Source organism: Enterobacter sp. 2VL (assembly GCF_005503595.1).
Classification (GTDB): domain Bacteria; phylum Pseudomonadota; class Gammaproteobacteria; order Enterobacterales; family Enterobacteriaceae; genus Enterobacter; species Enterobacter cancerogenus.
In genome coordinates this window covers 122,078-135,977 of the sequence record NZ_SCNE01000003.1, presented here as the reverse complement: position 1 = coordinate 135,977, position 13,900 = coordinate 122,078, and the positions used below count along the sequence as shown (strand labels likewise).

9 protein-coding genes are annotated in these 13,900 nt (G+C 56.2%); 7 read left to right on the top strand and 2 right to left on the bottom strand.

Translation table 11 applies throughout. From position 1 onward, the window contains the following. The first annotated feature begins 5 nt into the window (after nucleotides 1–5). The gene (gene alkA, locus FFS28_RS08885) at nucleotides 6–878 is read left to right on the top strand and encodes a DNA-3-methyladenine glycosylase 2 (protein WP_137849347.1); all 873 of its coding nucleotides are present in this window, start codon (nucleotides 6–8) and stop codon (nucleotides 876–878) included. Here alkA and FFS28_RS08880 read toward each other — a convergent pair. Continuing rightward, a complete protein-coding gene (locus FFS28_RS08880) occupies nucleotides 843–4,172 on the bottom strand; it encodes a diguanylate cyclase (protein WP_137849346.1) in 3,330 nt (1,109 codons plus the stop codon). The genes alkA and FFS28_RS08880 overlap by 36 nt on opposite strands. A gap of 342 nt (nucleotides 4,173–4,514) precedes the next feature. Between FFS28_RS08880 and udk the strand changes: the two genes are divergently transcribed. The 3 genes from udk (at nucleotide 4,515) to asmA (ending at nucleotide 7,701) form a co-directional block, all read left to right on the top strand. After that, the gene (gene udk / locus FFS28_RS08875; protein ID WP_006176324.1) at nucleotides 4,515–5,156 is read left to right on the top strand and encodes a uridine kinase; all 642 of its coding nucleotides are present in this window, start codon (nucleotides 4,515–4,517) and stop codon (nucleotides 5,154–5,156) included. 90 nt (nucleotides 5,157–5,246) lie between these two features. Further along, on the top strand, nucleotides 5,247–5,828 hold the full coding sequence (gene dcd / locus FFS28_RS08870) for a dCTP deaminase (protein ID WP_006176323.1): 582 nt from the start codon (nucleotides 5,247–5,249) through the stop codon (nucleotides 5,826–5,828). Between the two features lie 22 nt (nucleotides 5,829–5,850). After that, a complete protein-coding gene (gene asmA, locus FFS28_RS08865; RefSeq protein WP_137849345.1) occupies nucleotides 5,851–7,701 on the top strand; it encodes an outer membrane assembly protein AsmA in 1,851 nt (616 codons plus the stop codon). 90 nt (nucleotides 7,702–7,791) lie between these two features. Here asmA and FFS28_RS08860 read toward each other — a convergent pair whose 3' ends face one another. Further along, complete coding sequence (locus FFS28_RS08860; protein ID WP_006176320.1) at nucleotides 7,792–9,375, bottom strand: TerC family protein; 1,584 nt, start codon at nucleotides 9,373–9,375, stop codon at nucleotides 7,792–7,794. A gap of 694 nt (nucleotides 9,376–10,069) precedes the next feature. Between FFS28_RS08860 and FFS28_RS08855 the strand changes: the two genes are divergently transcribed. From FFS28_RS08855 to wzc, 3 genes are read left to right on the top strand one after another with little or no spacing between them, the layout of a single operon-like run. After that, nucleotides 10,070–11,209 carry a polysaccharide export protein gene (locus FFS28_RS08855; RefSeq protein ID WP_006176318.1) on the top strand — a complete coding sequence of 380 codons (1,140 nt, stop codon included), beginning with the start codon at nucleotides 10,070–10,072 and terminating at the stop codon, nucleotides 11,207–11,209. Between the two features lie 6 nt (nucleotides 11,210–11,215). Next, complete coding sequence (gene wzb / locus FFS28_RS08850) at nucleotides 11,216–11,659, top strand: low molecular weight protein-tyrosine-phosphatase Wzb (RefSeq protein WP_006176317.1); 444 nt, start codon at nucleotides 11,216–11,218, stop codon at nucleotides 11,657–11,659. 2 nt (nucleotides 11,660–11,661) lie between these two features. After that, nucleotides 11,662–13,824 (top strand): tyrosine-protein kinase Wzc, encoded by a 2,163-nt coding sequence (gene wzc / locus FFS28_RS08845; RefSeq protein ID WP_006176316.1) that lies wholly within the window; start codon nucleotides 11,662–11,664, stop codon nucleotides 13,822–13,824. The last annotated feature ends 76 nt before the right edge of the window (nucleotides 13,825–13,900 follow it).

The following is a 13,900-nucleotide window of genomic DNA, read 5'->3' as shown; positions in this document are numbered from 1 at the left end:
CAACGATGTTTACCTTGAACTGGCAACCCCCCTACGACTGGCAGTGGATGTTTGGCTTTCTGGGCGCGCGTGCCGTGACGGGCGTGGAAACCGTGACCGAGGACGACTACGAACGCAGTTTTGCCTGTGACGGGCACCAGGGCATTTTTCGCGTCACACCTGACCTTGCCGCCCACACCCTCAACGTCACGCTCAGCCCGGGCCTGATGCCGGTGGCGGCAGGCTGCCTGGACCGCATCGCACGGCTGTTCGATCTTGACTGCGATCCGCAGCAGATTGCCCGGACGCTCGGCGAGTTGGGTGCTGCGCGGCCCGGGCTGCGTTTACCTGGCGCAATGGATGCTTACGAGCAGGGCGTGCGGGCGATCCTCGGGCAACTGGTGAGCGTGGCGATGGCAGCGAAACTTACCGGACGGGTGGTGGCGCTGTACGGTGAGGCGGTTGAAGATGCGCCGGATTATCTCTGTTTCCCCACCCCGCAGGCGCTGGCCGCTGCCGATCCGCTGGCATTGAAAGCGCTCGGGATGCCGGTAAAAAGGGCGGAATCGTTAATTCATCTCGCCCGGTCGGTGGTGGACGGTGACTTTCCTCTCGTTCCACCGGTGGACATCGACGCGGGCATGAAAGCGTTGCAGCAGCGGCCCGGCATTGGCCGCTGGACGGCAAACTATTTAGCGCTGCGGGGATGGCAGGCCAAAGATGTGTTTTTGCCGGATGATTATCTGATTAAACAGCGCTTCGCTGGCATGACGCCCGCGCAAATCCGCCGTTACGCCGAACGCTGGCAGCCGTGGCGCTCCTATGCGCTGTTGCACATCTGGTATACCGACGGCTGGACGCCCTCAGTTGATGGCGAAATAGCTGGTGTTGAGCAGTAGTTCCAGCGGCTGCGGTTCGCCGATGGTGTCGCCATAGATAAAGTCGATGCCGATGCCCGAGAGGGTATCCATCATGATTGGCTGGTTGCAGGGGCCTGCCAGGGTTTTCATTCCCAGCCGCTGGGCGTGGCCCTGAATGATGGTCACCATCATTTCATCCATCAGGTTTCCGTGAACGTTTGACACCACGTCCGGGTCGAGCATCAAATAGTCGGCCATGTTAGCGCTGAGATGGCTAAAGAGGCTCATGTCGCGCCCCACCTGGCTTAACACCACCCGGCAACCTGCGTGTCGCAGTTTTTGCAGACCCTGCTGCAGGTTCTCATCCGTATTGCGCAGCACCTCTGCGGAGATAATCAGGTGCAGCAGGCGGCCCGGGAATGGGCCTTTCTCCAGCAGTTCAATCAGCTCGTCTACCAGGGTGACGCTGGATAACCCGGCTTGCGAAAGCGGTAGCGCAACCCCCATCCCTTTGGCCGCTACCTGGGCAGCGTACGCGCGGAAGAACTCGCTGAAGATACGCCGGTCGAGGGCGTGAAGCAGCTCAGGCTCGGCGAGACCAGAACGGAACGCCTGCTCCTCCTGTACTTCACCCTGGCTGGTCCACAGGCGCAGCGAGATGAGCCAGAAGTTGCTGCTCTCCGGTATGCGCGGGGAGGCGACGCTGCGGGCAATCATCAGCAGGTGATTGTCCTTGATCATATGCCACTGCTCATCGAGCGACATCATGCTGCGCGCGCTGTGGATCCGCTCCTGCTGCGGTTCGTAAACCGTCACCACCCCACGCCCGCTGTTTTTAGAGGCATAGCAGGCGATATCGGCCTGGGACATCACCTCTGCCGCCTGATGGTTGGTCTCATCAATCAGGGTAATGCCCGCGCTGGCGCCGATACGGTGCAGGCGGCCTTCCCACATAAAGTGATAGTTATTGATGGCGTGGATCAGCCGCCCGGTAATGTAGCGAGCGCTTTCGATATTGCAGTCCGGCAGCAGCAGACCAAACTCATCGCCCCCCAGACGGGCAAGAACGTCGCTGGAGCGAAGCATGGTCAGCATCAATGATGACAGCTCACGAAGCAGGGCGTCGCCCGCGGCATGGCCTGCGGTATCGTTGACGGCTTTGAAACGGTCAAGATCGATGAAAATCAGGGCATGGCGCTGGCGCGTCTCCTGCACGGTCTGGATCAGGCGCTTAAGATGGGTTTCGAAACTGACGCGGTTAGCCAGATGCGTGAGCGCGTCATGGGAGGCGCTGTAGCTTAGCTGGCGCAGCATTTTGCGTGATTCGGTCACATCCTGGATAACCAGCACCGAGCCGATGGCCTGCCCGTCCAGCGTGCTGAGCGGCGTGATGCTGTAGTGGATATCGAAGCTGCCGCCGTTGCGGCAGTTGAGTACCACGTCCTGCTCGATATCGGAACGGGACATATCGCCGCTGTGGATATTTTCCATCAGCGGTCCTTTCTCACCGAAGGTGATGTGCAACACGTTCAGAATTGGCTGCCCGATGGCCTCGGACTGCGGCCAGCCGCTCATCTTCTCGGCCACCGGGTTCATAAAGGTCACGTTCATGTCGACGTCGGTGCAGAGCACCGCCTCGCCGATGGAGTCGAGCGTAATGTGCAGACGCTCTTTTTCCTGGAACAGCGCCTCGTTAAGCTGTTTGACCTCGGTCATGTCCATGTTAATGCCGAGCAGACGTTCCACTTCACCCTGCTTGTTCAGCACCCGGTTGGCCAGGGAACGAATATGTCGCACCCCCTCTTTTACTCGGATGCGGAATTCGAGCTTAAACGGCATGCGCGCGGTCAGGGAGTCGCGGATCACCTGTTCCGCATGCTCGCGGTCTTCAGGCACAATCGACGCATTCCACAGCTGCCAGGTGGGCTTGATGTGCGAGGGGATCTCATACAGCTCAAACATCCGCTTATCCCAGCTGATGACGTCCGGCTGCAAATCCCATTCCCAGATCCCAATCCCCCCCGCTTCGTTCGCCAGGGTAATGCGCTCCATCAGGCGCTTATTGACCCATTCGGTATGCTTGAGATCGTTAATGTCTTCAATCTGGGCGATAAAGTAGAGCGGGGTGCCGTCGGCGTGGCGTACGACGGAGACGGCAAGCAGCGCCCAGACCACTTCCCCGTCGCGAGTGTAGTAACGCTTCTCGAGGCTGTAGGTGTTGATATCCCCGTTGACCAGCTGATCGAGCTGTTCGATATCAGAGTGTAAATCTTCCGGCCAGGTAAGCTGCTGGAAGGTCAGCGACTGAAGCTCCGTCTGGCTGTAGCCGAGAAAGTTGCACAGCGCCTTGTTGGCCTGTAGCCACTGGCCGTCGATGCCCACCAGCGCCATACCGATGGCGGAGTACTCCATTGCATTGCGAAAACGTTCTTCGCTCTCGGTAATGTGCTTGCGCTCGGCGCGGAAGGCATACATCACCATTGTCATCACGTTGGCGGGCAATAGCATCATCAAAAACGGCAGCCACGGCGCGTTGAGCATGGCGCTGGCGTTCTGCGTCGCAATTGGAGTCGGGTTTTGCGCCATCATCAGGGAGACCATCATGACGGTGACCAGGAACACCAGAAACGCTTCCACGCGCGGCAGGCGGACCGCGCTCCACATCAGCAGGACAATTACGCAGGTAAAAGGCCACGGCAGCCAGTTCATGGCGGCCCAGCTCAGAACCAGCGTCACCGCCATGGTGACCAGGGTTTCCAGCAGCAGCTGCGGGTTGCGGTGGCGCAGGAGATAGTGCGGTTTGAACAGCAGCCCTAACGGCACCAGCGCCAGCGCGCCGATTGATTCGGAAACCACCCAGACCAGAAAATTACGCAGCGGCTCTGGCCCCGGTGCCAGAAAATGAATTAACACGCCCCCTGTCAGCGGCGGGATCAGGGCGCTGCCAATCGCCAGACGCACCCAGTCATTCAAGTTTTGTAGCGGGTTATACCACGGCAGCAGCTTACGCAGCAGCAGTGCGCCGATGCAGGCCTCAATAATATTGACGGAGGTATAAATGAAGCTAACGGATCCCCACGAAAAGAGCATCCATGAGGCCAGGACATTCCCGAATGAACAGGCGAGGGCAATACCCGGCCACATCTTCCCGGCATGACGATAAAACGCCACCGTCATAATAGAGGTAGGGAACCATAACGGCGCGAGCAGGGTGCCGAAACGGGTGAGTTCCAGGGAAAATAGGGTAAAAATAAACGTGACCAGACCCAGACAGACAAGTCGCAGTAAAGGATGTTGGGTGGTAATCAAAACCCGCTGGTATTGTTTATTCATTACCGCTTTATCCCGAGACGCCAGGTCGCCAGGAGCGATGTCCGGACGCGAGAAATTAAGAATTTGGTTTATGCTAGTACAAACAATTTACAATTCATATGCTGACTGCTCAGATTTTGACATCATAGACTTATTAAATAGTTACTCGCCAAAAAATTCCCGTTAAACGACCAAAAAGTGGTCATTTAAATTTCACTCAGGGAGAAAAAGCGACTTTGGAGGCTCTCTCGCATTACCTGCGGTTTCGACTGGTATCACGCCTGCGAAATCCCTATAATTGCCGCGTTTGACGCTCCGGCGTCGTCCTTCCTTAACATCCAGGTTAATCAGGTCGCTAAATTTATGACTGATAAGTCTCATCAGTGCGTCATTATAGGCATCGCCGGCGCATCGGCTTCAGGTAAAAGTCTTATTGCCAGTACGCTGTATCGCGAACTGCGTGAACAGGTTGGTGATGAGCATATCGGCGTCATTCCCGAAGATTGCTATTACAAAGATCAATCCCATCTGTCGATGGAAGAGCGCGTAAAGACTAACTACGACCACCCTAATGCCATGGATCACAGCCTGCTGTTCCAGCACTTAGAAGCGCTGAAAAGCGGCAAGGCTATTGAATTGCCTGTTTACAGCTACGTAGAACATACCCGCTTAAAAGAGACCGTTCGCATTGAGCCGAAGAAGGTCATCATCCTTGAAGGGATCCTGCTGTTAACGGACGCGCGGCTGCGCGAGTCGATGAACTTCTCTATTTTTGTCGATACCCCGCTGGACATCTGCCTGATGCGCCGCATTAAGCGTGACGTCAACGAGCGCGGGCGTTCTATGGACTCCGTGATGGCACAGTATCAGAAAACCGTGCGTCCGATGTTCCTGCAGTTTATCGACCCATCCAAGCAATACGCCGATATTATCGTGCCTCGTGGCGGTAAAAACCGTATTGCCATTGATATCTTAAAAGCGAAAATCAGTCAGTTTTTTGAATAAGCCGCGCGAATTGTGTACCGTTCAGAGATAACCTGGTTTGCCCTGAGCCGATAACGCCTCAGGGTACGATGCACGAAAGGAGAAAGTGCCATGCGTCTTTGTGACCGCGATATAGAAGCCTGGCTGGATGAAGGCCGCCTGTCTATCACCCCGCGTCCGCCGGTTGAGCGCATTAACGGCGTGACGGTCGATGTGCGTCTGGGGAATAAGTTTCGCACCTTCAGCGGCCATACGGCGCCGTTTATCGACCTGAGCGGGCCGAAAGACGAGGTGAGCGCGGCGCTGGACCGCGTGATGAGCGACGAAATCGTCCTCGACGAGGGTGAGGCGTTTTATCTGCATCCGGGTGAACTGGCGTTGGCCGTGACGTTTGAATCAGTCACGCTGCCTGCCGATCTGGTGGGCTGGCTCGATGGCCGCTCCTCGCTGGCGCGTCTGGGTTTGATGGTGCACGTAACGGCGCACCGCATCGATCCGGGCTGGTCAGGCCGTATTGTGCTGGAGTTCTTCAATGCGGGTAAACTCCCGCTCGCGCTGCGTCCGGGCATGATGATCGGTGCGCTGAGCTTTGAACCGCTGACAGGCCCGGCGGATCGTCCTTATAATCGCCGTCAGGATGCAAAATATCGCGACCAGCAGGGTGCGGTTGCCAGTCGTATCGATAAAGACTGATTGTTAGACCATTGAGGATGCCATGAGAAGAGTTCTGACAACGCTGATGATTTTGCTGGTGGTTCTGGTTGCTGGCCTTTCGGCGTTGGTACTGCTGGTTAACCCGAATGACTTCCGTGCCTATATGGTGCGTCAGGTCGAAGCGCGCAGTGGTTACGAACTTAAGCTGGACGGGCCGCTGCGCTGGCACGTCTGGCCACAGTTGAGCATTCTCTCCGGGCGCATGTCGCTGACTGCGCCAGGGGCATCCCAGCCGCTGGTGGCGGCCGACAACATGCGTCTTGATGTCTCGCTGATCCCGCTTTTCTCCCATCAGCTTCAGGTTGATCGGGTGATGCTGAAAGGGGCGGTGATCCAGCTTACGCCGCAAAGCGAAGCGGTACGCCAGCCGGACGCGCCGGTTGCCCCGCACGAAAATACCTTGCCCGACGTGCCGTCCGATGCCGGCTGGTCGTTTGACATCGCCAACCTGAAAATTGCCGACAGCGTGCTGGTTTTCCAGCATGAAGACGATGAGCAGGTTACCGTGCGCAACATCAACCTGACGATGGAGCAGGACGCGAACCACATTGCGACCATGGCGTTTTCCGGGCGTATCAACCGCGACCAGCGCGATCTGACGTTGTCGATGGATGCCAACGTAAACGCGTCTGACTATCCGCACCAGTTGACTGCCGATATCCGCCAACTGAACTGGCAGCTCACCGGTGCAGATCTGCCGACCAAAGGCATTGCCGGCCAGGGGACCTTGCAGGCCATCTGGCAGGAAGAACACAAACAGCTGCAGCTCAATAACCTTAATCTGCAGGCCAATGACAGCAGCATGAAAGGGCAGGCGAGCGTGACCCTGACCGAGGAGCCGAAATGGGTTCTGGATTTGCAGTTCGACACGCTGAATCTTGAAAACCTGCTTCCGCCGCAGCCTACCAGCACGGCTGACGCCGGTGCGGCACAAAACGGTCAGAGCCAGGCGATGAAGCCACGGCCAGTGATTTCATCTAATCTCGATCAGCCTGACTATAACGGCCTGCGCGGTTTTACCGCCGATATTCTGCTAAAAGCCAACCGGCTGCGCTGGCGCGGCATTGAGTTTACCGACGTCACTAGCCAGATGTTCAACCACAATGGATTGCTGGTCATCTCCGAGCTGGGCGGCAAGATGGGGGCAGGGCATGTGTCGCTGCCGGGTACGCTGGATGTGCGTAAAGACACGGCCAGCGCCGCGTTCCAGCCGCGCCTGGATAATGTCGAAATCGGCACCATTCTGAACGCCTTTAACTACCCAATTTCGCTGACCGGACAGATGTCGCTGGCGGGGGATTTCGCCGGCACGAAAATTGACGCCGACGCGTTCCGCCATAACTGGCAGGGCCAGGCGCACGTTGAGCTGAAAGACACCCGCATGGAAGGCCTCAACTTCCAGCAGCTGGTCCAGCAGGCGGTTGAGCGCAGCAGCAACGTTAAGGCGAATGAAAACTACGACAGCGCGACACGTCTCGATAACTTCACCAGCGATTTGACCCTGGATAACGGGCAGCTGTCGCTGAATGAGATGCAGGGCACCTCGTCGATGCTGGCGCTCACCGGTGAGGGCAAGATGGATCTGGTGAAAGAGACGGCTGACACCCGATTTAACGTCCGCGTGCTTTCCGGCTGGGAAGGCGAGGGTGAACTGATTGATTTCCTCAAAGCGACGCCAGTCCCGCTGCACGTCTATGGAAAATGGCAGGCGCTGAATTACAGCCTGCAGGTTGATCAAATTCTGCGTAAGCACCTTCAGGATGAAGCTAAACGTCGGCTGAACGACTGGGCGGATCGCAACAAGGATTCGCAAAACGGTAAGGACGTGAAAAAGCTGTTAGATAAGCTTTGAGAGTGTTAGTGCCGGGTGGCGGCTACGCCTTACCCGGCCTGTAAAATCCGTAAATCGCAGGCCGGGTAAGCGAAGCGCTACCCGGCTTTTTTATACCTCAAAATCCAGCTCATCCTCGCTACGTAGCGGTATCAGCTGCACCTTCTGCACGCGATGGCTTTCAACCTGAAGCGTTTTGATCAAGTAATCTCCTACCTGCACCTCTTCGCCTGGCGTCGGAATGCGCTGGAGATACTCCATTAACAATCCTGCAATGGTGTGGTATTCACGCTTCTCATCCAGCGGCAGCGGAACAAACTGCACCAGGTCCTCAAGCGGCATATGGCCGTTTGCCGTCCAGGTGCCGTCGGCATTCTTCTGGATATCGTGGCGCGCATCGATTTCATCCACTTCGTTAGGCAGATTGCCAGCGATCGTTTCCATCACGTCGCTCAGCGTCACTAAACCTTCGACGGACCCAAACTCATCCACCACGAAGGCAAAGTGAGTGCGCGCGTTGCGGAACTGCTCAAGGGCGGACAGTAACGGCAGCGCCTCCGGGAACACCAGCGGCTGGCGGACCAGCACACGCAGGTTGAGCGGCTCGCCGTGCAGTTGCTGTTGCAGCAGGTCGATGATGTGTACCACGCCGAGCAGTTCTTCTTCCTCGTCGCCCCCGGTCACCACCACGCGGGTGTGCTGGTTTTTATCCAGCAGGGCGCGGATCTGCTCTTCCGGGGCCGTCAGGTCGACATGTTCGATGTCGTGACGGGAGGTCATGATGCTGCTGACCGATCGCTGGTTAAGGTTCAGCACGCGCTCAATCATGCGCCGTTCCTGCGGGTTAAAGATCTGCCCGTCGCTGTGGTCGGCAAGCAGCGCGGCGGACTCGGCGTCCAGTTCAGCATCCTCTTTTCGTCCGCTGAGCAGGCGCATCACCGTATCGGCGGTGCGCTGACGCAGGGTCTGATTAGCGGAGAGAAAGCGGCGACGGTTGAAAATCGCCAGCTGGTTAAGGGATTCGATCATCACCGAGAACCCGATCGCGGCGTACAGATACCCCTTCGGAATATGGAAGCCAAAGCCGTCGGCCACCAGGCTAAAGCCGATCATAAGCAGGAAGCTCAGGCAGAGAATAACGATGGTCGGGTGGCTGTTCACAAAGCGGGTCAGCGCCTTGCTGGCCATGATCATCAGCGTAATAGCAATGATTACCGCGGCCATCATCACCGCGAGGTGGTCTACCATGCCGACGGCGGTAATGACCGAGTCCAGCGAGAAGACGGCATCCAGCACCACGATTTGCGCCACCACCGGCCAGAATTTTGCCCCGCGACGCTGGGTCGGGTTGTCATGGTCTTTCCCTTCGAGCCGCTCGTTAAGCTCGACGGTGGCTTTGAACAGCAGGAACAGCCCGCCGAACAGCATGATCAGATCGCGGGCGCTGAAGCTCAGGCCGTAAACCGTAAACAGCGGCGTGGTGAGAGTGACCAGCCAGGAGATGGAGGCCAGCAGCAGCAAACGCATCACCATCGCCAGCACCAGCCCCGTGACGCGCGCACGGTCGCGCTGCGAAGGCGGTAATTTTTCGGCAAGGATGGCGATAAAGACCAGATTATCAATACCGAGCACTAATTCGATGACGACCAGCGTAACCAGCCCGGCCCAGATTGACGGATCGGCAATCCATTCCATAGTAATAGTAATACCTTCTGTTATATGACTAATGTCACATTGCGATCATGGATAAAGCTGACCAAAAATGCAATGGCAGGCTGAGATTTCTCTTAATCGATAACCAAAAAAATGAACAACATGCGGGAGGGTGTAAATAAGTGTAGTGCGGGGTTTTGATTATAGGAGACGTTATTTCGGATATATCGCACTGAGTGGTTTTATTCGATATTTTGTCAATATAAAGAAATTCCTAAAACCTTAAAAATTTGCTCTTAATATTAATCTTAAAAACTGTTATTCAGACGGTTGTCTCCTTGCCTGCTATTAGGTTAGCTGCAACAATTCTCCCAGCATCAAATGTTAAAACTTCTTGCTGCTATTTTTGTTTCGGTATTCAGGGAATGGAAATGTTTATCCGTCATAGGTTTTTCATGGCCGATGTATTTTCCCTGAAGCCATGTCCAAGAGGGTGTCTATCCATAACATATTGTTTAGTCAGTGGATTGGTAACTGAAAGCCAAGGGCGGTAGCGTGCCTGAAGGCGTGTAAAACAGCCTCAATTATTCTGTCAATAGCCAATGGATGAATACGGTTTTTTTAGGACAGATGCCAGTTATATTTCAAATTGATTAACTGCATTCTGAATGCCAAAACGACCCGCGCTTATTTAATTTGCACAGGATAATTACTCTGCCAAAGTGATAAATAATCAATGATGAAATCCAAAATGAAATTGATGCCATTATTGGTGTCTGTGACCTTGATGAGTGGTTGCACGGTCTTTCCCGGCAGCAATATGTCCACATCGGGCAAGGATGTGATTAAACAACAGGATGCCGATTTCGATCTCGACAAAATGGTCAATGTTTATCCCCTGACCCCGCGTCTGGTCGAACAATTACGTCCGCGTCCGAATGTTGCCCAGCCGAATATGTCTCTGGACCAGGAAATCGCCAATTATGAGTATCGCGTGGGGCCGGGTGACGTGATTAGCGTTACCGTCTGGGATCACCCTGAACTCACCACCCCGGCGGGCCAGTACCGCAGCTCAAGCGATACCGGGAACTGGGTCCAGTCCGATGGCACCATGTTCTATCCGTACATTGGCAAAGTGCATGTTGTCGGCAAAACGCTTGCCGAGATCCGTAGTGATATTACCAGCCGCTTAGCGCAGTACATTGCTGACCCGCAGGTGGACGTTAATATCGCCGCATTCCGCTCGCAGAAAGCCTACATTTCCGGCCAGGTGAACAAATCCGGCCAGCAGGCCATCACCAACGTACCGCTTACCGTTCTGGATGCCATCAATGCCGCGGGCGGCTTAACCGATGGCGCCGACTGGCGCAACGTCGTGCTGACCCACGAAGGCAAAGAGCAGCGCATTTCGCTGCAGGCGCTGATGCAAAACGGCGACCTGACCCAGAACCGCCTGCTTTATCCAGGCGATATTCTGTACGTGCCGCGTAACGACGATCTGAAAGTCTTCGTCATGGGTGAAGTGAAGAAACAGAGCACCCTCAAAATGGACTTCAGCGGCATGACCCTGACCGAAGCGCTGGGCAATGCGGAAGGCATCGATCTGACCTCCTCCAACGCCAGCGGCATCTTCGTGATCCGTCCGCTGAAGGGCGAGGGCAGCGCGAAAGGCAAGATTGCCAATATCTACCAGCTGGATATGTCCGATGCGACATCGCTGGTCATGGCCACCGAGTTCCGCCTCCAGCCATACGATGTGGTCTATGTCACCACAGCGCCGGTTGCCCGCTGGAACCGTCTGATCAACCAGTTGCTGCCAACCATCAGTGGCGTTCGCTACATGACGGATACGGCGCGCGACATTCACACCTGGTAATCCGCGATGTTTAACAAAATTTTAGTGGTGTGTGTGGGGAACATTTGCCGTTCCCCCACGGCTGAACGCCTGCTGAAACAGTATCAGCCTGATCTCACGGTGGAGTCCGCAGGGCTGGGTGCGCTGGTCGGTAAAGGGGCCGACGAACGTGCCACCCACGTTGCCCTGGATCATAACCTCTCCCTCGACGGGCATATCGCCCGTCAGGTCACGGGCCGGATGTGCCGCGAGTATGACCTGATCCTCGCGATGGAAAAACGCCATATTCATGCGCTGTGCGACATCGCCCCGGAGATGCGCGGCAAGGTGATGCTGTTTGGTCACTGGGACAATGAACGCGAGATCCCCGATCCGTATCGCAAGAGCCGTGAGGCATTTGAGGCGGTGTACACCTTACTTGACCAGTCTGCCCGTCAGTGGGCGCAGGCACTGAAAGCTCAGCAGGGATAACAATGACAGAAAAAACAAAAACGTCTGCCGCCCCGATCTCGGGCAGTGATGAAATTGATATTGGTCGTCTTGTCGGCACCGTGGTTGAAGCGAAGTGGTGGGTGCTCGGCATCACCGCCGTGTTCGCCGTTGGGGCGTTTATCTATACGCTGTTTGCGACGCCAATCTACAGCGCCGACGCGCTGGTCCAGATTGAACAGAATACCGGCAACTCGCTGGTACAGGACATCGGCTCCGCGCTGGCAAATAAGCCACCCGCGTCGGATGCGGAAATTCAGCTGATCCAGTCGCGTCTTGTACTCGGCAAAACGGTGCACGATTTGGGGCTGGATATTTCGGTCACTAAAAACACCTTCCCGGTGTTTGGCGCGGGCTGGGATCGCCTGATGGGCCGCAGCAATGATACGGTGAAAGTCACCGACTTTGTGCTGCCGAAAGGGGCCGGAGATCAAACCTTCACCCTGGAGGTTCTCGGGCCAAACCAGTATCAGCTTACCAGTGACGCCGGTTTTAGCGCGCGCGGTGAAGTCGGGAAGATGCTCTCCAAAGACGGCGTTAGCATGATGGTCAGCGCCATTCACGCGCAGGAAGGTGGTGAGTTCACGGTCACCAAATTCTCCACGCTCGGGATGATCAATAACCTGCAAAACAACCTGACCGTGACCGAAAACGGCAAGGACACCGGCGTTCTGAGCATGACATTTACTGGTGAAGATAAAGATCAGATCCGCGACATCCTCAACAGCATCACCCGCAACTACCTTGAGCAGAACGTTGAGCGCAAGTCGGCGGAAGCGGCAAAAAGTCTGGCTTTCCTCGCTAAACAGCTGCCGGAAGTGCGTTCGCGCCTGGATGACGCCGAGAACAAGCTGAACGCTTATCGTCAGGATAAAGACTCTGTCGACCTGCCGCTGGAAGCGAAATCGGTGCTGGATTCGATGGTTAACATCGACGCGCAGCTCAACGAGCTGACCTTCAAAGAGGCGGAAATCTCCAAGCTGTATACCAAACGCCACCCGGCCTACCGCACGCTGCTGGAAAAACGCCGCACCCTGGAAGACGAGAAGGCGAAGCTGAATAACCGCGTCACCGCAATGCCAAAAACCCAGCAGGAGATTGTGCGTCTGACCCGCGACGTGGAATCTGGCCAGCAGGTGTACATGCAACTGCTGAATAAACAGCAGGAGCTGAAGATCACCGAAGCCAGTACCGTTGGCGACGTGCGCATCGTTGACCCGGCCATCACGCAGCCTGGCGTGCTGAAGCCGAAGAAGGCGCTGATTATTCTCGGCAGCATTATTCTCGGCCTGATGCTCTCTATCGTGGGCGTGCTGCTGCGCTCCCTGTTCAACCGCGGTATCGAAAGCCCGCAGGTGCTGGAAGAAAATGGCATCAGCGTTTACGCCAGCATCCCGCTCTCTGAGTGGCAGAAATCGCGCGACAGCGTGAAAACCGTCAAGGGCGTGAAGCGTTACAAGCAGAGCCAGCTGTTGGCCGTGGGTAACCCGACCGACCTCGCGATTGAAGCCGTGCGCAGCCTGCGTACCAGCCTTCACTTCGCCATGATGCAGGCCAAAAACAACGTCCTGATGATGACCGGGGTCAGCCCGTCGATTGGTAAGACGTTCGTCTGTGCCAACCTCGCGGCAGTGGTGAGCCAGACCAATAAACGCGTGCTGCTGATCGACTGCGATATGCGTAAGGGCTACACCCACGAGCTGTTGGGGACCAACAACGTCAACGGTCTGTCTGAAATCCTGCTCGGCAAAGGGGAGATCGCCGATAGCGCGAAACCGACCTCGATTCCGAAGTTTGACCTGATCCCACGCGGCCAGGTACCGCCTAACCCGTCTGAACTGCTGATGAGCGAGCGCTTTACCCAGCTTATCGAGTGGGCGAGCAAGCACTACGACCTGGTGCTGATCGATACCCCGCCAATCCTCGCCGTGACCGATGCCGCAGTGGTGGGTCGCCATGCGGGGACCACGCTGATGGTGGCGCGCTACGCGGTGAACACGCTTAAGGAAGTGGAAACCAGCCTGAGCCGCTTCGAGCAGAACGGCATTGAGGTGAAAGGGGTGATCCTCAACTCCATCTTCCGCCGCGCGACCGGGTATCAGGATTACGGCTATTACGAGTACGAATATAAGTCTGACAGTAAATAACCAGTTTCCCTCACCCTGACCCTCTCCCTGAGGGAGAGGGAATGTTATCCCCCTCTTCTTTGGGAGAGGGCGGGGG

Bases quoted from the DNA above. Each gene is read 5' to 3' on its own strand.
- alkA (WP_137849347.1), top strand. From the start codon at position 6: ATGTTTACCTTGAACTGGCAACCCCCCTACGACTGGCAGTGGATGTTT.
- FFS28_RS08880 (WP_137849346.1), bottom strand. From the start codon at position 4,172: ATGAATAAACAATACCAGCGGGTTTTGATTACCACCCAACATCCTTTA.
- udk (WP_006176324.1), top strand. From the start codon at position 4,515: ATGACTGATAAGTCTCATCAGTGCGTCATTATAGGCATCGCCGGCGCA.
- dcd (WP_006176323.1), top strand. From the start codon at position 5,247: ATGCGTCTTTGTGACCGCGATATAGAAGCCTGGCTGGATGAAGGCCGC.
- asmA (WP_137849345.1), top strand. From the start codon at position 5,851: ATGAGAAGAGTTCTGACAACGCTGATGATTTTGCTGGTGGTTCTGGTT.
- FFS28_RS08860 (WP_006176320.1), bottom strand. From the start codon at position 9,375: ATGGAATGGATTGCCGATCCGTCAATCTGGGCCGGGCTGGTTACGCTG.
- FFS28_RS08855 (WP_006176318.1), top strand. From the start codon at position 10,070: ATGATGAAATCCAAAATGAAATTGATGCCATTATTGGTGTCTGTGACC.
- wzb (WP_006176317.1), top strand. From the start codon at position 11,216: ATGTTTAACAAAATTTTAGTGGTGTGTGTGGGGAACATTTGCCGTTCC.
- wzc (WP_006176316.1), top strand. From the start codon at position 11,662: ATGACAGAAAAAACAAAAACGTCTGCCGCCCCGATCTCGGGCAGTGAT.